Consider the following 16996-nt stretch of genomic DNA (forward strand, 5'->3'; position numbering starts at 1 on the left):
GATCTCCGGGAAGCGGTGACGATACCCATCACGCGTTTTGACTCACCGCAAGAGCATGATGGCCGGAGCCTTTGCGCCAGCGTCGAAAATGACGAAAGCGGCGAAGCCGCCAATTTCCCCCGCAAGGTGGGGAAGATCAGCAGCTTCAACCCTCAGCTCACCACGCGCAGGTTCGAGAGCTCGTTGGCGATTTCCTTGAAATTGTCGGACAGCGTGGCGCCGGTCGCGTTCCAGAACAGTTTTGCAGGCTTGCTCGGGTTGGTCGGATCCTTGCGGAAGCGCGAGTCCGACGAGCACGTCTTCAGTGCCTCCATCGCGCTCTTGTCGCCGGCGTCGGTCGTCGACATGTCGAGCGCTACCGTCATCACCATGATGTTGGCCGCCTTGGCGTTGTTGCACAGCGTCGCCATCTGCTCGTTAAGGGCGGCGGTGTAGTTGCTCGACGAATAGTTGAGCTGGCCGATGGCGCTCGACGTGCCGCCAAACAGGCGGGTGACCGCAGTGCCGTTGTAGCCGACGCCGGTATAGCCATAGCCGGCATAGGTCGACTTGTTGCCGGCCGGGTCGCTGTTCACCGTCGAATAGGTGTTCTCGCCGTCGGTGAGCACGATGACCACCTTGTCGTTGCCGCGCTCGGTCTCCGGGCGGCCCTCGGTGAAGGGCTCGGTGCTGGAGACGGTGCGCCAGCCCCAGGCCATGCCTTCCGGCACATTGGTGTTGCCGTTGGGGGCCATCAGGTCGATTGCGGCCTTGATCTTGGTCAGCCCGGCGGCGTTGGCGACGTCGGTCAGCGGTGTGATCGGCGTGGTGGTGCAGCTGTAATTCGGACCGGCACCCGTCCCCAGCACCGGCGCGTTCATCGGCCGTGGCTGGAAATATTTGGCCATGTTGGATTGCCTGGTCTTGCCGGTGGTGCTCGCCGGATCGTCGTTCCACCAGCTGTTGGCCGCGCCATAGGTCTTAGGGGCCACCTCGTCGGGGTCCTGCGTTATGTACCAATGATTGCCCGGCTCGTCCGGCGCGAACATCGGCACGAACATGGTCGCGGGATCGCCGACGCCGGTGCCGGTGTTGTTCGGTCCGCCGGAGGCCGGCGCGTCGGTGACATTATAGGGGTAGGGACGGACCTCGACGCAGCCCTGCCAGCTGGCGAACGGTCCGTATGTGTCGTTGTAGTCGTATTCGTTGTGGCTGTCCGAGCATGTATGATTGGCACGATACTTGTCGCAGACCACGCGTTTGCTGCCGACGATGCGCTCGTGGCTGGTGACCACCTTCATGTCGCGGTAGAGCGAGAAGCGGGTCAGCATCTGCCCCTCCTGCTCACCCCAGCCAGTGCCTTTCTTGTACCAGATGCCGCCGATCTTCTGGGCATATTTGTCGGCTGCGTTAAGCGTCGACCAGGCGAAATTCTCGTTGTGGATGGGCGACAGCCCGTAGGCGTCGATCCATGACGCGTTGTCGTTGCTGGCGCCGACATTGACCGAGGCGGCGAACGGCACAAGGCTGAACTGGACCGGCTTGTCGATCTGCTTGATCATCGCGGCCTGCAAGGCAAGCGTGTCGACGAGCTGCTTGGCGGCTTGCTTGAGAAGGTCGATGCGCTTTTGTCCGGCACCCGTGCCTGTGTTCGACATCGACCCCGAATTGTCGAGCACCATGGCCACTTCCAGCGTGTTCTTCAGCCGGACTTGCGAACACACGGAGTAGGTGACGTTTTCCGACGTCCTGCCGATCAGCATCGCCGCTGCCGGCAGAAAATAGGGCTTGTAGACCAGGCTGGCGCACAGCTTGACGATGCCGCCGCCGGTCGTGCTGCTGGGCAGCGTAACGCTGAGCGTCGTGTCGGCGGGATCGACGTCGTTGAGGTTTGCCTTGAAGAAGTCGAGCGCATAGGCCCGCAACTGGTCGTCGGTGGCGCCTTCCACCAGCCGGCGCGCGGTGGCGAAGTTGGCGGCGTCGAGTGCGTTGACCACCCTTTGCTTCTCGCTGACCACGCCGGTGTAGTCGACAGCCATGGCCACGCCGCCCATCAGTGGCACCATCGCCACAACGGTCATCAGAGCGTAATTGCCGCGGCGGTCGTGCCAGAAGTCACGCCGGAATTTGCGCCAGAGTTCACGCATGTGATGTAAGCGGCCCCGCCTGGGATTCTTCAATGCCGCACAGTTTCACAAAACGTTGAAGGATGGGTTTGGGAAACTGCTCGATTGCTCGGATAGCGCTTCACCAGGCGCTAACCAAATGCACGGACACGTGAGCAACGCCGCAACAAAACGCCCCGCCGAGGCGGAGCGCCTTGTTCGAAAGATCGCGCCGATCAGCTGACGATGCGCAGGTTCGACAGTTCGTCGGCGATTTCCTTGAAACTTTGCGACAAGGTGGCGCCGGTCGCGTTCCAATACAGCTTCGCCGGTTTGCTCGGGTCGGTCGGATCCTTGCGGAAGCGCGAATCCGAGGAGCATTTCTTGAGCGCGTCTATGGCGGTCTTTTCCGCCGGCTTGGTGGTAACCAGGTCAAGCGAGACCGTCATCAAGAGAATGTTCGAATTCTTCGCATTGGTGCAAAGCGTTTGCATCTGCTGGTCAAGCGCGGTTGTGTAGTTGGCCGCCGTATAAGTTGTCTTGGGGACGGTCGTGTTGACGAAAAGGCGGGTCGCGGTTTCCCCCGTTTTCGGGCCGGTATAACCATAGGCGGCGTAGGTCGATCCGTCCTTAGCATAGCTGCTGGTCATGTCGTTTGTGGGGCCGATGCTGTAGGTGTTGGCGCCGTCGGTCAGCACGATGACGACTTTGTCGTTGCCCCTTTCAGTGTTCGGCCGGCCTTCTGTGAATGGCTCGTTGCTCGACACCGTCCGCCAGCCCCAGGCCAGCCCTTCCGGCACGTTGGTGTTGCCCGTCGGGGCCATGGCATTGATGGCATCCGTCAGGATTTTCTTGCCGTCGGTGGTGGTTATGTCCTGCAACGGCGTGATCGCGGCGGTCGTGCATGCCGAATTGGGCCCATCATCGGCCGCAGTACTCGATGCGTCCCAGGGCTTTGTCAGAAAATACTTTCGCATATCCGCCTGGCGTTTGGTGACAGTCAGCGTGTCGGAATAATCGATCCACCAATTGTTGGCGTAACCCCAGGTCGATGTGCTGGTGCGAGTGGTGTCGGTCCAGAAATTGCCAGCTTCGTCCGGCGCGAACATCGGCACGAACATGGTGGCGGGCGTGCCAGTGGTCGGCGACGTGTCGTCGTCGTTATAGGGATACGGCCTCGCCTCCACGCAGCCCTTCCAGGCTTCGTATTGGGCGGTCACAGAGGTCTTGCAACTGCCGTTCGAGTTCTTTTTCGTACAGGTCGTGGCCTTCATGTCGTTTGCAAAGAGACTGAACCGCGTCGCCGTGGTATTTTGGCCGTATTGCCCGGTGCCCCAGCCACTTCCGCGCTTCCAGTAAGCACTGCCGACCTTTTCAATGTATTTATTCGAGTCATAACCAGACGACGCGTTCTTGTACATGAACTGCCAATCAAAGTTCTCGTGATGGATTGGCGAAATGCCGGTCGTATCCATCCAGGTTGCGTCCTTGTTGGCTGGGCCAACATTGACCGAGGCGGAAAACGGGACCAGCGAGAACTGCACCGGCCTGGTGACCTGCCTCATTTGTGCGGCCTGGAGCGCCATCGTATTGACAAGCTCGGTAGCGGCCTTCTTGAGCAAATCTATTCGCGGCTGGCCGGTGCCGGAGCCGTTGATGCTCATGGAGCCGGAATTGTCGAGCACGAGAGACACTTCCAGCGTGTTTTTGAGGCGGATCTCGGAACACGCGGAGGTTTTGGCATCGGTGGACGTTCTTCCGATCAGCATGGCCGCCACCGGCAGGAAATAGGGGTGGAACGTCAAACTGGCGCAAAGCTTCAGCGTGCCGCCACCTGCGTTGTTGTTGGGCAGCGTCACCGTCAGGGCCGTATTGGCCGAGCTGACCTTTCCGAGATTGGCTTCGAAGAAATCCTTCGCATAGGCCTTGACTGCCGTGTCGGTCGCCCCGGTGACGATCTGCTGTGCCGTGGCAATCCCGGCGGCATCCAGCGCGTTCAGCATGTTCTGCTTCTGGCGCAGGAGATCGGTGTAGTCGATTGCAAGCGCCAGCGCGCCCATCAAGGGCACCATGGTGATCACTGTCATCAAGGCATAGTTGCCGCGTCTGTCGTTCAGAAATCTGCGGATCATGCCTTCAGCACCCCTGCCAGGACCCAATATCGGTCCGAAGATGCCCACAAAATCGTTAAATTTCAGGTTGCTGAAATACATTCAACATCGGCCCATCTTTTCAAGGCTCGTTAACCACTCGGCCCTGGTGATCAGCGATGCGACATTGTTTCGATCGACCGAAGCTCGGAGAAGGGTGGTTCCTGCCCGTTGCAACCCTTTGATCAGCCCGTTGCGCAACAGCCTCGCAAGTGCCGAAAAGCTGGTGACAGGATGAAACGCTTCGGTTAATGCGGGGCCGGTTGCGGCGGACCGTCGGCTGCAGCTCTCGCAATGATCGTCACAGCAGGAAAACGGCATGGCGGATTCGCCTGACATCATCGGCTCGCTCGCGGATTTGTCGGGCGCCTACTCGGCCATCCTGTGCGATGTCTGGGGGGTGATCCACAATGGCGAATGGCATTTTCCGGCGGCTGCCGAAGCGCTCGCCGCCGCACGTGCGGCGAAGGTCCCGGTCGTCCTGATCACCAATTCGCCGCGCCGCAATCCCGATGTGGTGGCGCAGATGAATGCGATCGGCGTTCCCGCCGCCGCCTACGATCGCGTCGTCACCTCAGGCGATGTGACCCGCGACCTTATCGCCGAAGGCCCGCGAACAATCTTCCATATCGGCGCCGACCGCGACTTCACCCTCTATGACGGTCTCGACGTCGAGCTCGTCGAGGAGTTCGAGGCTTCCGGCGTGGTCTGCACCGGGCTGTTCGACGACGAGGTGGAAACGCCTGAGGATTACGCCGATCTGCTGCGCCGGCTGCGCGCCAGGAACCTGCCTTTCATCTGCGCCAATCCCGACATCGTGGTCGAACGCGGCGAGCGCATGATCTGGTGCGCCGGCGCCTTGGCGCGCGACTATGCCCAGCTTGGCGGCCGCACGCTGATCGCCGGAAAACCCTATGCGCCGGTCTATGACGTGGCGCTGCGGGAGGTTGCCGTGCTTCTCGGCCGCGACGTCGAGCGCTCCGAGGTGCTGGCCATCGGCGACGGCATGATGACCGACGTCAAGGGCGCCGCCGACAACGGCATCGACGTGCTTTACGTGTCGGGCGGCATTCACGCGCGCGACTACGGCGATGCCATGCAGCCGGACCCTGCCAGGCTTGCAGCCTTTCTGCAAATGCACGGCTACCGGCCGGTCGCCGTCATTCCGAGACTGCGGTAGGGTTGCTGCATGAGCGCAGCTTTCGAACACATTTCAGCAACCGCGCCGCTGCCGCCGCATTTGCGCGGCGGCGTGGTGGCGATCGGCAATTTCGACGGCGTCCATCGCGGCCACCAGGCGGTGCTCGATCGCGCGCTTGCCGAAGCCGGGCGGCGCGGCGTGCCGGCGCTGGTGCTGACCTTCGAGCCGCATCCGCGCAAGGTGTTCAGGCCCGATATGCCGCTGTTCGTATTGACGCCGCCGCCGATGAAGGCGCGGCTGCTGTCGCATCTGGGCTTTGCCGCACTCGTCGAACAGCCGTTCACGCGCGCCTTTGCCGGCCTGTCGGCCGAGGCTTTCGTGACCGATGTGCTGGAGACGAACCTCGGCATCACCCATGCCGTCACCGGCTTCGATTTTCACTTCGGCAAGGACCGGCAGGGCGGTCCTGCGTTTCTGATGGCGGCAGGCGAACGCCATGGTTTCGGCGTCACCCTGGTCGACGCCTTTCGCGACGAGGGCGCCGAGGTGGTGTCGTCGAGCCGTATCCGCGAGCTGCTCTGTGAGGGAGAGGTCACCGAGGCCGCAGGCCTGCTCGGCTACCGCTTCACCGTCGAAAGCGAAGTGATCGGCGGCCAGCAGCTAGGCCGCACGCTCGGCTTCCCGACAGCCAACATGAGGCTTTCGCTGGAAACGACTCTGAAGGAAGGGATTTATGCCGTCCGCTTTCGCCGCGCCGACGGCACGCTGCATGATGGTGTCGCCAGCTTCGGGCGTCGCCCGACTGTCGACGACAATGGCGCGCCGCTGCTCGAAACCTTCGTCTTCGACTTTGCCGGCGATCTCTATGGTGAGATCTGCGACGTATCGTTCTTCGGCTTTTTGCGCCCCGAGGTGAAGTTCGATGGGCTCGATGCGCTGGTGGCACAAATGAATGGCGACGAGGCGGAGGCGCGCGCGCTGCTGGCCGGCGTCAGGCCGCTTTCGGATCTGGACGGCGCCATCGCTTTTTGAGCCTTCCGGCCGCTTACCTCTTCAAGGCCCTACTTCTTCAACGCCAGTCCGAGAGCGATGAAGCTCCAGCCCTGGAAGATCAGGTCGATGGCCAGGATCAGGCCGAGCACCCACAGGCTGTTGACCGGCCAGCCCATGGCGATGGTCAGCCCCGCCAGCACGCTGATCAGGCCCGCCGCGACGACCCAGCCCCAGCCCTTTTCCGGTCGGTGGCTATAGCCGACCCAGGCCCTGAGCGCGCCTGAAGCGACCAGCGCCACCGCCAGCAGCAAGGTCAGCACCGTCGAGGCCAGCAGCGGATTGTCGAAGGCAAAGAAACCGGCAACGGCATAAAGTAGGCCGCTGAGCAGCCAATAGAAGAAGCGGCTCCAGGTCTTCACGCCGAAGGCATGCACGATCTCGATGATGCCGGCCATCAGCATCAGCCAGCCCACGACATAGACCGAGGCGACGGTGGCGACGAACAGATTGCCGAAGGCAATGCCGCCGAAGATGAGCAGCAGCACGCCGAGCGCGACGAACCACCCCCATTTGTCCCGTGTCCGGCCGATCGCATCTTTCAGGGTATCACCGTGCAACGTCATGGCTGCATCTCCTCGAAATCGCCTGGCACCTTGCCGGGAGGTTAGCCCCGGCTGTAGCGGACGTCCAGCCGATGGCGACGGCTAGCAAACAAACAAAGCGTCGGTGGCTTGAGGTTCGCGCGTACGTGTCAATTTATGGCAGCCCACCCAGTCACAGGGACGAGGACAAGCGTGACGATCGCTCCAGAGACGTAGACGATCGTTCTGACACTGCCACCCTTGGCGGCATTGCCGCCGCGTAGGTAAACCCCCAGGTGAAGCAGGCGTATCGCCACATGAACCCAGACAATGGTCGCCAACGTGGCCGACCCAACGCCAACCATCATGGCCAGCACCGCCGGGACGACAAAAGGCGCCAGCGCCTCGACCGGGTTCATATGCACGCGGTCGATCCTGTAGGGAGATTGGCGTCGTCGGCCGGGATCACCGGACCGGAAAGCGCTCCGGCAAATCCCTTGGACGAACCCGAGTAAACCGCCAGCGCGACTGACAAAAGACAGAGGATCAGTACACCGAGGATGCTTAGCCAATAGGGTTCCATAATTGTGCTCTTCAGGTCACCTTGCTGGCAAAAAGATCTTGGAATCGCCTGAGATACAGCGGCCAGCCTCGATCACCGTCAATCCCAAAGCGCACGCCTTCCCAGCCTTCGCCATGACGTTCGAGATTGCGATGCTCGATCTCGACGCGGGTCCGGCTATTCGTCTCCGCCGTAAACCGGACTTCCCACTCGCTGGTCCTGTCCGGATTGGTCTCGATCTGCCATTGAGGGCTGATATCCCAACTCAGAAGCAGTCGGTTCGGCGGCTCGTAGGCCAGCACCCGTGCCCAGCGGCACTCGCTGCCATCCACACCGCGGTCGTAGACGTGACCGCCAACGCGGGGTTCGAAGATCGTCTCCGCGATCGGCACCGCAAGCAGGTTATGCTCTTTGGGTTTGAAACTGCCGAAGTGCTCGGTGAAGACCTTGAAGGCATGTGCGATCGGAGCCTCGACAAGGATGGAGTGCCTCACGGGCGGTTGATGTGTGCTCATTCCTGCTCCTTCAAGGGCTGTTCGACGACCACTTTGTAAGCCGCCAAGGTCTTGCTCCAGAACCGGTCGAGTTCGGCGCGCAGGCTGGCCAAGCCTTCCGGATCGACCCGGTAGATGCGTTGCTTGCCTAGCCGTGTGTTGGCCACGAGGCCGGCGTCCTTGAGCACCTTCAGGTGCTGCGAGACCGCCGGCCGGGTGACAGGAAGCGCACGAGCCAATTCCCCGACCGAACAGGGTTGTTCGACCAGCAGTTCGAAGATCGTGCGCCTGGTCGGGTCGCCAAGCGCTGTCCATCTGTTCATGTTAGCCTGCACTAACGCGAGTTTAGGCAACCTCGCTATTTCTGTCAACTCGCCACAGGCCCGGCGGCGCCCTGTTCAAACGGGCCACAGCATAAAAAACAGGGTCGCAGTTGCCGCCACTCTACAGATTTTAAGTCAAATTTTACCGAACCGGCGCCATGGCGTTGGCTGCCGGGTGTTTCTCCGTTGGTTTCGCGTATGTGGTGATGATGCGTATTGTCTGGTCGATTCCACTTTTTCTCGCCTCGGCGCTGCTCACTGTGTCCACCGCCAATGCGGGCGAGGGCACCTTCGGCGGGCTGTCCGGAGACTGGTACCTGACGCTTGGCGCCACCGGCATGGTCGCGCCGAAATTCGAGGGCTCCAACAGCTATCTGCTCAGCGCATCGCCAATCATCTCGCTGGGCAAGGCCGGCCCGGCCGCGCGCTTTACCTCGCGCAACGACAACATCTCGCTGGCGCTGGTCGACGATGGCGGCGTTCGCGCCGGCCTGACCGGAAAATTCCTGTTTTCCCGCGACAGCAAGGATGAGCTCAAGGGCCTCGACCCGGTGCGCTGGGGCGGTGAGGTCGGCGGCTTCTTCGAAATCTATCCGACGGACTGGCTGCGCGCCCGCGCCGAACTGCGCCATGGCATTCGTGCCCATGATGGCTTTGTCGCCGACATCGCCGCCGATGCTTTCTACGACGTGACGCCGACTGTCAGAATTTCGGGCGGACCACGCGTGTCCTTTGCCTCGTCGGGCTATTTCGACTCTTATTATGGTGTCAACGCCAAGGAGGCTGCGGCCTCGGGCCTGAGCGAATACCATCCTGGCGGCGGCCTGAAATCGACCGGCCTTGGTGGCGCCATCACCTGGAAGGTGACCGATCCGATGACCGCCAGCCTGTTCGGCGAATATGCGCGCCTGATGGGCCCGGCCGCCGATTCCAGCCTGGTCAAGGAGCGCGGCGACCGTAACCAGTTCACGGTCGGCGTCTCGACCACCTATCGCTTCGACTTCGCGATGTAAGTGAATCGAACAAGAGACGCTTTATTCCTGCGGCTTTCTCGGCTAAAAGCCCGGCAATGACGAGCTTTTCACGCCTTCGCGCGCTGACGATACGAATTACAGGCCCGGTGTTCCGGGCGGCCTGAGCGCCGCCGGAGCCGCCGGGAGTTTTGCGCGCCCCCTCGCGCTTTTCCAATCATGATAGTTCACGCCCGAGCTTTTACGCCCGCCGGGCAATGCATATGGCAGACCAATGACCGACACTGTTGAAACGATCGACTATTCCAAGACGCTTTATCTGCCGCAGACGGATTTCCCGATGCGCGCTGGCTTGCCGGAAAAGGAACCGCTGCTGGTCAAGCGCTGGCAGGACATGGATCTCTACCGCAAGCTGCGCGAAGAGGCCGCAGGCCGCGAGAAATACGTGCTGCATGACGGCCCGCCTTACGCCAACGGCAACATCCATATCGGCCACGCGCTGAACAAGATCCTCAAGGACGTCATCACCCGCTCGTTCCAGATGCGCGGCTATGACTCCAATTACGTGCCCGGCTGGGACTGCCACGGCCTGCCGATCGAATGGAAGATCGAGGAACAGTACCGCGCCAAGGGCAAGAACAAGGACGAGGTGCCGGTCAACGAGTTCCGCAAGGAATGCCGCGACTTCGCCGCGAACTGGATCACGGTGCAGGGCGGCGAGTTCCAGCGGCTCGGCGTCGTTGGCGACTTCAAGAACCCCTATACGACAATGGCTTTCCACTCGGAGTCGCGCATCGCTGGGGAGTTGTTGAAGTTCGCCATGTCCGGCCAGCTCTATCGCGGCTCCAAGCCGGTGATGTGGAGCGTGGTCGAACGCACGGCATTGGCCGAGGCGGAAATCGAGTACCACGACTACGAATCCGATACGATCTGGGTGAAGTTTCCGATCGACGGAGCGCTGAAGTATTTTCCCGAGAAAGAGTATTTAAATCGTGATTTTGCCGATGCTGAGGCAGCGGCAAAATACGCAGAAACTGCATCACAGACCTCAAATCCAAAATTTGCTGAGCATGTGTATGTTGTCATTTGGACAACCACGCCCTGGACGATCCCTGGAAACCGAGCAATCGCGTATTCTGACCGTATTCAGTATGGACTCTATGAGGTAACTAGCGCTCAGAATCAGTTCGGGCCCCAAGTTGGTGAAAAGTTCGTTCTCGCCAAGAAATTGCTTGAGGATTGCAGTCAGAAAGCAAAACTTGAAGTGCGGCTGGTTGGTCACGTAGCAGCTGGAGACCTCGCGGAAATCCACTGCTTCCATCCCTTCAAAGGTCTCGGCGGCGGCTACGAATTCGCCGTGCCGATGCTGGCCGGCGATCATGTCACCGACGACGCCGGCACCGGCTTCGTCCACACCGCGCCCGGCCATGGCCGCGAGGACTTTGATGCCTGGATGGATGCGGCATCGGATTTGCGCGCACGTGGCATCGACCCTGCCATCCCCTTCACTGTAGATGATGCCGGCTTCTTCACCAGGGACGCGCCGGGTTTTGGCCCGGATCGCGAAGGTGGCGCCGCGCGTGTCATCGACGATAACGGCAAGAAGGGCAATGCCAATCAGGCGGTCATCGACGAACTGATCAAGCGCAACGCGCTGTTCGCGCGCGGCCGGCTGAAGCATTCCTACCCGCATTCCTGGCGGTCGAAGAAGCCGATCATCTTCCGCAACACGCCGCAATGGTTCGTCTATATGGACAAGGACCTCGGCGACGGCACGACGTTGCGCAGCCGTGCGCTGAAGGCGATCGACGACACACGCTTCGTGCCGGCGGCCGGCCAGAACCGTATCCGCGCCATGATCGAGGAACGCCCGGATTGGGTCTTGTCACGCCAGCGCGCCTGGGGCGTGCCGATCGCCGTCTTTGCCGATGAGGATGGCAACGTGCTGAAGGACGAAGCCGTCAACCAGCGCATCATGGATGCTTTCGAACAGGAAGGCGCCGACGCCTGGTTCGCTGCCGGCGCCAAGGAGCGTTTCCTCGGCAATCACGATGCCTCCAAATGGAAGCAGGTGATGGACATCCTTGACGTCTGGTTCGATTCGGGCTCGACGCATGTCTTCACGCTGGAAGACCGTCCGGACCTGAAATGGCCGGCCGACGTCTATCTCGAAGGCTCCGACCAGCATCGCGGCTGGTTCCACTCCTCGCTGCTCGAAAGCTGCGGCACCAGGGGCAGGGCACCTTACGACACCGTCGTCACCCATGGCTTCACCATGGATGAGGAGGGGCGAAAGATGTCGAAATCGCTCGGCAACACCGTCGTGCCGCAAGACGTCATCAAGCAGTCCGGCGCCGACATTCTGCGGTTATGGGTGGTGACGACGGATTATTGGGAAGACCAGCGTCTCGGCAAGAACGTGCTGCAGACCAACATCGACGCCTACCGCAAGCTCCGCAACACCATCCGCTGGATGCTGGGCACGCTCGCCCATGACGATGGCGAGGAGGTGCCGCTCGAAAAGATGCCGGAACTGGAGCGGCTGATGCTGCATCGGCTGGCCGAGCTCGATGAGGTCGTGCGCTCGGGCTACGACGCGTTCGAGTTCAAACGCATCACCCGCACTTTGCTCGACTTCATGGTGGTCGAGCTGTCGGCCTTCTATTTCGACATCAGGAAGGACGCGCTCTATTGCGAGGGACCCGCCAGCGTGAAGCGCAAGGCCTCGGTGCAAGTGGTGCGCCACCTCTTCGACTGCCTGGTGAAATGGCTGGCGCCGATGCTGCCCTTCACCACGGAAGAAGCCTGGCTCGACCGTCATCCGGATGCTGTCTCGCTGCATCTCGACCAGTTCCCCGAGATTCCGGCCGACTGGAAGAACGAGGCACTGGCTGAGAAATGGCGCAAGGTGCGGCAGGTTCGCCGCGTCGTCACCGGCGCGCTCGAGATCGCACGCGCTCAGAAGGTCATCGGTGCCTCGCTGGAAGCCGTGCCGGTCGTGACCCTCGACGATGCCGCGCTTGAAGCCGCGATCGCCGATGTCGACATGGCCGAAATGGCGATCACCAGCGATCTCGTCATCGCCCACGGCAAGGCGCCGGAAGGCGCCTTTGCGCTCGACGATGTCAAAGGTGTCGCGGTGGTGGTCGAAAAGGCCGAGGACCGCGGCTTGGTCAAATGCGCGCGTTCGTGGCGCTATACCGCCGATGTCGGGCAGGACGTGGAATTCCCCGACGTGTCTGCCCGCGATGCCGCCGTGCTGCATGAACTCAAGGCTCTGGGACGTTTGTGAGTGCTCAAAGCCGGTGCACAAATGCCACGGCGGGCGGGTGAAAAGCGCCCGCGCGTTGCCCTTAACGAGTGGTTGAGATAAACACGCGAAACTCCGGAAGACAAATTGTCGCCGGAATTCCGTCGCAAGAGCGTGGACGATGGGACCGGGCCTTCGGCCGGTGACGATCGAGAGGCTGTCTAGAGTGGGACTTTTTGGCATGACCAAGAGAACTTATGCGCGCGTTGCGCTGCTGGCGCCGCTTGTCGCGTCCGGCCTCGCTCTGTCCGGTTGCATGGGTTCGCCTACCTACGGCACCGACAAGACGGCTGGCGAGCAGCTTGCCGGAGACCTTTCCGGCGCCTTCGCGATCACGCCCAAGCACAAGGAACAGATCGACTATAGGCCGCGTCCGGAGCTGGTAAAGCCGGCGCCGGGGCAGAAGGAAGTGCTGCCGCCGCCTCAGGAAAGCATCGAGACGGCGAGCACCGATTGGCCCGAATCGCCCGAGCAGCGCCGCGCCCGCCTGCGTGCCGACGCCACTGCCCACCAGGACGACCCGTCCTATCAATCGGGGATCGTCGATGACGTGCAGACCGATCCGGCTTCCGTGAAGAAGGCGCTGGCGGATTCGGGTTCCAGCCACCCGCCGGCCTGGTCGCCGAAGGATTCAGACAAGGGCCGCGCCGCCGAGATCCAGCGCCGCACCGCAGAGCAAAAGCAGGGCGACCCCAACACTCGCAGATATCTGAGCGAGCCGCCTCTGGCCTATCGAGCTGCCTCCGACACGGCGCCGCAGGGCGAACTCGGCGAGGATGAATACAAGAAGGAACGCCGCCTCAAGAAGGAAGCGGCCGCCAAGGGCAAGAGCGGCGGGCTCTTCGACTGGCTGCCCTCCTGGTAGGAACCGTCGCCTTCGGTAGCTGAAGGCTCTACGTTTCGCGTCTTTCCCGAAAGAATTCCCTGAGCAGCAGCGCCGCGTCGGCCTCGGCCATGCCCGGATAGATGTCGGGCTTATGGTGGCAAGTCGGCGAGGCGAAGAAGCGCACGCCGTTGACCACCGCGCCGCCCTTCTCGTCGGCCGCGCCGAAATAGAGCCGGCGCAGCCTGGCGAAGGAAATGGCGCCTGCGCACATGGCGCAGGGTTCCAGCGTCACATAGAGGTCGTGGCCGGTCAGCCGCTCGCTGGAGAGCGTTTGGCAGGCCGCGCGGATGGCCAGCATTTCGGCATGCGCCGTCGGATCGGCAAGTTCGCGGGTGCGGTTACCGGCGGATGCCACCACCGTGTCGCCGCTGGCGATGACGGCGCCAACCGGAACTTCTCCGCGCAAGGCGGCGGCTTGCGCCTCTTTCAGCGCCAGCGCCATGAAATCCGGCCGCTTCACGCGGTTTCCATTCCGATTATCTCCTCGCCACTTGGCGGTGATCCTGTTATGGAGCGCGTCAACCCGAATATCGGAACAGATTTTCGGAAATGATCATGCGCCAAATCAAAGTGCTATAGCGTCCTTTGCGCGTCCGAAAGGATGCGCCACGCTGTAGCAGCGCAACAAGGCAAAGGCCACATGGACGACAACGACAAGAAATCTCCGCGCCACAAAGGCCCGGGCAAAAGCGGCCCTGGAGCCGCGGGGCCGCGCCGCGATGGCGCCGCCGGCAAAAGCGGCAAACCCTCCTTCGGGGCCAAGAAACCCTATTCACCGCGAGGCGCCCGGCCCGCAGCGGCTGAGGGCGAGCGGCCCAAGCGCGATTTCAAAAGTGGCGACCGGCCATTCAGCAAAGGTCCGCGTTCCGAAGGCAAGCCCTTCGAAAAGCGCGAGGGACCGCGCAAGCCATATGCACCACGCGGTGACCGGCCGATGGCAGCCGAAGGCGAGCGCAAGCCGTATGAAAAGCGCGAAGGGCCGCGCAAACCCTATGCGCCGCGTGGGGATCGCCCTATGGCGGCCGACGGTGAACGCAAGCCGTATGAAAAGCGCGAGGGGCCGCGCAAGCCTTATGCACCGCGCGGCGATCGGCCGGTTGCGGCCGATGGCGAGCGGCCAAAGCGCGATTTCAAGGGCGGCGATCGGCCATTCAGCAAGGGGCCGCGTCCCGAAGGCAAGCCTTTCGAAAAGCGTGAAGGGCCGCGCAAGCCCTACGCACCGCGTGGCGATCGGCCTGCTTCCGCCGAGGGCGAAAAGCGTTTTGACCGGCCAAAGCGCGATTTTGGCGATCGCCCGCAGCGCGACGCCGGAGATCGTCCCAAGCGTGACTTCAGCGATCGCCCCAAGCGCGATTTCGGTGGTGACCGGCCGCAAGCATCTGGCGGCGCCTTCAAGCCGCGCCCCCGTCCGGCAGATGCGGAAGAAGCCGGCGAGCGTATCGCCAAGCGGTTGGCCCGCGCCGGCCTGGCGTCGCGCCGCGACGCCGAAGACCTGATCGCGGCGGGCCGTGTCAAGGTCAACAACCGGGCTTTGACCTCGCCGGCCTTCAACGTCATGCCGGGCGACATCATCCATCTCGACGGCATGGAGATCCCGCCGATCGAGCGCACCCGCCTGTTCCTGTTTCACAAGCCGGCCGGCGTCGTTACCACCAACCGCGACCCCGAGGGCCGCAAGACCGTGTTCGACGTGCTGCCGGCCGAATTGCCGCGGCTGATGACCATCGGCCGCCTCGACATCAACACCGAAGGCCTGCTGCTGCTCACCAATGATGGCGGTCTGTCGCGCGTGCTCGAACTGCCTGCCACTGGCTGGCTGCGCCGTTACCGCGTGCGCGTTCATGGCAAGGTCGAGGAAAGCATGCTCGCAGGCCTGCGTGAAGGCATTGCCGTCGACGGCGTCTTCTACGGCGCCATCGAAGCGACGCTCGACCGTGAGCAAGGCACCAACGCCTGGCTGACGATCGGCCTGCGAGAAGGCAAGAACCGCGAAGTGAAGAACATCCTTGGATCGCTCGGCCTCGACGTGACGCGGCTGATCCGTATCTCCTACGGACCGTTCCAGCTCGACGATCTAGCCGAAGGCCATGTGCTGGAGATCAAGGGCCGCGTCTTGCGCGACCAGCTCGGCGAGCGACTGGTCGAGGAATCCGGCGCCAATTTCGACGCCGAGATCATCAAGCCGTTTTCCAACCAGCCGGTGCGGCGAGAGCGTGACGTGGAGCCGGAACGGCCGAAAGTCACCCGCGAGGGTGACCATCGGCCGATCGGCGAGGGCGGTCTGATCAAGAACCGCAAGCGCCGCGAAGGCAGCCGCGACGAAGCGCTCGGCAAGCTGTCGACCAGTCCCGAAAGGGGCGCGAGGCCTGAAAAGAGCTTTGGCGAACGCGGCCCGAGACCTGAGCGCAGCGAGTTTTCGGACAAGCCGCGCAGCGAGTTTCGCGAAAAGCCGCGCGGCGATTTTGGCGACAAGCCCCGTGGAGGCTTCGGCGACAAGCCGCGCCGCGCCTTTGGTGACAAACCGCGCGGCGGCAAGAAGCCCGAGCGCGAGCAGCGGCCGATCGATCCGCCGGGCCAGCGCAAGGCTAATGTCTGGATGGCGCCGGGCGCGCGTCCGATCGGCAAGGGCAGGGCGGAAGCCGATGCCGCCAAGGCGGCCGAGGCCAAGGCGCGCAAGGCGTCGTTCAAGCCGTCCTATGGCAAGCCGTCCTATGGCAAGCCGGCCTATGGCAAGCCGGGCGGAGCCAAGCCGTTCGGCAAGCCGGGTGGCGAGCGTCCGGATGGCGGTCGGGGCGGCGAGCGGCCACGCAACGGTCCCAAGGGCCCGAGGACCAGATGATGCCGGGACTTAAATGAGATCCGGCCTTAAATGAGACCCGGGCATAAATGAGAATAGTCGGCGGCCAATTTCGCGGGCGTGCGCTGGCGACGCCGCGCGACCATGCCATCCGCCCGACGACCGACCGCGCCCGCGAGGCCGTCTTCAACGTGTTGGCGCACCGCTTTGCCGACAAGCTCGACGGCGCGCGTGTGCTCGACCTTTTCGCCGGCACCGGCGCTCTCGGCCTCGAAGCGCTGTCGCGCGGCGCTTCCTATGGCGTCTTTATCGAAGAATCGGCCGAAGGGCGCGGCCTGATCCGCACCAATGTCGAAGCTTTTGGCCTTACCGGCCGCACCAAGATCTTCCGCCGCGACGCGACCGCCCTGGGTGAGGCCGGTACGCTTGCGGCATTCGGCCTGGTCTTCGCCGATCCGCCCTATGGCAAGGGCCTTGGCGAGCGCGCCCTGCGCTCGGCCAGGGATGGCGGATGGTTGCTGCCCGGCGCGCTCTGCGTGGTCGAGGAAGCCGCCTCGGCGCCCTTCGAGATTGGGCCGGAATTCTCGGTGGTTGATGAACGAAACTACGGCGAGACGGTGATCCGGTTCGTCGAGCTTGCGTAAGGGTGGGGCGACCGGCGCCTTCAAAATGACGCACAATTCACTTTGCCTCCGCGGCTAACC

The 16996-nt window shown here is 62.6% G+C and carries 14 protein-coding genes; 7 read left to right on the forward strand and 7 right to left on the reverse strand.

The window, feature by feature from the left end; all coding sequences use genetic code 11:
• Positions 1–152: 152 nt before the first annotated feature.
• Together NKI46_RS22320 and NKI46_RS22325 are read right to left on the reverse strand one after the other, a co-directional pair.
• Positions 153–2126: a pilus assembly protein TadG-related protein gene (locus NKI46_RS22320; RefSeq protein ID WP_352747937.1), complete on the reverse strand. Its 1974-nt coding sequence runs from the start codon at positions 2124–2126 to the stop codon at positions 153–155.
• A 194-nt stretch (positions 2127–2320) separates the two neighbouring features.
• Entirely contained in the window at positions 2321–4216 is a 1896-nt protein-coding gene (locus NKI46_RS22325; RefSeq protein WP_023739211.1) for a TadE/TadG family type IV pilus assembly protein, read from the reverse strand.
• A gap of 337 nt (positions 4217–4553) precedes the next feature.
• Between NKI46_RS22325 and NKI46_RS22330 the strand changes: the two genes are divergently transcribed.
• Both NKI46_RS22330 and NKI46_RS22335 read left to right on the forward strand, forming a co-directional pair.
• The gene (locus NKI46_RS22330) at positions 4554–5414 is read left to right on the forward strand and encodes a TIGR01459 family HAD-type hydrolase (protein ID WP_352747939.1); all 861 of its coding nucleotides are present in this window, start codon (positions 4554–4556) and stop codon (positions 5412–5414) included.
• Between the two features lie 9 nt (positions 5415–5423).
• The gene (locus tag NKI46_RS22335) at positions 5424–6407 is read left to right on the forward strand and encodes a bifunctional riboflavin kinase/FAD synthetase (RefSeq protein ID WP_352747942.1); all 984 of its coding nucleotides are present in this window, start codon (positions 5424–5426) and stop codon (positions 6405–6407) included.
• Positions 6408–6436: 29 nt separating this feature from the next.
• Here the strand turns inward: NKI46_RS22335 and NKI46_RS22340 are convergent, their stop codons facing one another.
• The 4 genes from NKI46_RS22340 to NKI46_RS22355 all read right to left on the reverse strand — a co-directional run bounded on the left by NKI46_RS22340 (position 6437) and on the right by NKI46_RS22355 (position 8328).
• Entirely contained in the window at positions 6437–6991 is a 555-nt protein-coding gene (locus NKI46_RS22340) for an HdeD family acid-resistance protein (RefSeq protein WP_352747945.1), read from the reverse strand.
• Between the two features lie 128 nt (positions 6992–7119).
• Positions 7120–7368, reverse strand: a complete 249-nt coding sequence (locus NKI46_RS22345) for an MAPEG family protein (protein WP_352747948.1) — start codon at positions 7366–7368, stop codon at positions 7120–7122.
• Positions 7369–7543: 175 nt separating this feature from the next.
• Positions 7544–8026 (reverse strand): SRPBCC family protein, encoded by a 483-nt coding sequence (locus NKI46_RS22350; RefSeq protein WP_023739215.1) that lies wholly within the window; start codon positions 8024–8026, stop codon positions 7544–7546.
• Positions 8023–8328: an ArsR/SmtB family transcription factor gene (locus tag NKI46_RS22355; protein ID WP_023671538.1), complete on the reverse strand. Its 306-nt coding sequence runs from the start codon at positions 8326–8328 to the stop codon at positions 8023–8025. The genes NKI46_RS22350 and NKI46_RS22355 overlap by 4 nt, the downstream gene beginning before the upstream one ends.
• Positions 8329–8537: 209 nt before the next feature.
• Between NKI46_RS22355 and NKI46_RS22360 the strand changes: the two genes are divergently transcribed.
• From NKI46_RS22360 to NKI46_RS22370, 3 genes are all read left to right on the forward strand, one after another.
• Positions 8538–9341, forward strand: coding sequence for a MipA/OmpV family protein (locus tag NKI46_RS22360; protein WP_023739217.1), 804 nt, complete (start codon positions 8538–8540; stop codon positions 9339–9341).
• A gap of 232 nt (positions 9342–9573) precedes the next feature.
• Entirely contained in the window at positions 9574–12591 is a 3018-nt protein-coding gene (gene ileS / locus NKI46_RS22365) for an isoleucine--tRNA ligase (protein ID WP_023739218.1), read from the forward strand.
• Positions 12592–12790: 199 nt separating this feature from the next.
• Positions 12791–13474: a hypothetical protein gene (locus NKI46_RS22370; protein ID WP_023671541.1), complete on the forward strand. Its 684-nt coding sequence runs from the start codon at positions 12791–12793 to the stop codon at positions 13472–13474.
• A 28-nt stretch (positions 13475–13502) separates the two neighbouring features.
• Here the strand turns inward: NKI46_RS22370 and NKI46_RS22375 are convergent, their stop codons facing one another.
• Positions 13503–13955: a nucleoside deaminase gene (locus NKI46_RS22375; RefSeq protein WP_023682972.1), complete on the reverse strand. Its 453-nt coding sequence runs from the start codon at positions 13953–13955 to the stop codon at positions 13503–13505.
• Between the two features lie 180 nt (positions 13956–14135).
• On the opposite strand from NKI46_RS22375, the gene NKI46_RS22380 reads away from it, so the two are divergent.
• Together NKI46_RS22380 and rsmD are read left to right on the forward strand one after the other, a co-directional pair.
• Positions 14136–16334, forward strand: coding sequence for a pseudouridine synthase (locus tag NKI46_RS22380; protein ID WP_023739219.1), 2199 nt, complete (start codon positions 14136–14138; stop codon positions 16332–16334).
• A gap of 47 nt (positions 16335–16381) precedes the next feature.
• A complete protein-coding gene (rsmD, locus tag NKI46_RS22385; protein WP_023739220.1) occupies positions 16382–16936 on the forward strand; it encodes a 16S rRNA (guanine(966)-N(2))-methyltransferase RsmD in 555 nt (184 codons plus the stop codon).
• Positions 16937–16996 lie beyond the last annotated feature (60 nt).

It is taken from the genome of Mesorhizobium sp. M0615 (assembly GCF_040320805.1).
Taxonomy (GTDB): domain Bacteria; phylum Pseudomonadota; class Alphaproteobacteria; order Rhizobiales; family Rhizobiaceae; genus Mesorhizobium.

Bases quoted from the DNA above. Each gene is read 5' to 3' on its own strand.
- NKI46_RS22325 (WP_023739211.1), bottom strand. From the start codon at position 4,216: ATGATCCGCAGATTTCTGAACGACAGACGCGGCAACTATGCCTTGATG.
- NKI46_RS22345 (WP_352747948.1), bottom strand. From the start codon at position 7,368: ATGAACCCGGTCGAGGCGCTGGCGCCTTTTGTCGTCCCGGCGGTGCTG.
- NKI46_RS22340 (WP_352747945.1), bottom strand. From the start codon at position 6,991: ATGACGTTGCACGGTGATACCCTGAAAGATGCGATCGGCCGGACACGG.
- NKI46_RS22360 (WP_023739217.1), top strand. From the start codon at position 8,538: ATGCGTATTGTCTGGTCGATTCCACTTTTTCTCGCCTCGGCGCTGCTC.
- NKI46_RS22380 (WP_023739219.1), top strand. From the start codon at position 14,136: ATGGACGACAACGACAAGAAATCTCCGCGCCACAAAGGCCCGGGCAAA.
- NKI46_RS22330 (WP_352747939.1), top strand. From the start codon at position 4,554: ATGGCGGATTCGCCTGACATCATCGGCTCGCTCGCGGATTTGTCGGGC.
- NKI46_RS22320 (WP_352747937.1), bottom strand. From the start codon at position 2,126: ATGCGTGAACTCTGGCGCAAATTCCGGCGTGACTTCTGGCACGACCGC.
- NKI46_RS22350 (WP_023739215.1), bottom strand. From the start codon at position 8,026: ATGAGCACACATCAACCGCCCGTGAGGCACTCCATCCTTGTCGAGGCT.
- NKI46_RS22355 (WP_023671538.1), bottom strand. From the start codon at position 8,328: ATGAACAGATGGACAGCGCTTGGCGACCCGACCAGGCGCACGATCTTC.
- rsmD (WP_023739220.1), top strand. From the start codon at position 16,382: ATGAGAATAGTCGGCGGCCAATTTCGCGGGCGTGCGCTGGCGACGCCG.
- ileS (WP_023739218.1), top strand. From the start codon at position 9,574: ATGACCGACACTGTTGAAACGATCGACTATTCCAAGACGCTTTATCTG.
- NKI46_RS22370 (WP_023671541.1), top strand. From the start codon at position 12,791: ATGACCAAGAGAACTTATGCGCGCGTTGCGCTGCTGGCGCCGCTTGTC.
- NKI46_RS22335 (WP_352747942.1), top strand. From the start codon at position 5,424: ATGAGCGCAGCTTTCGAACACATTTCAGCAACCGCGCCGCTGCCGCCG.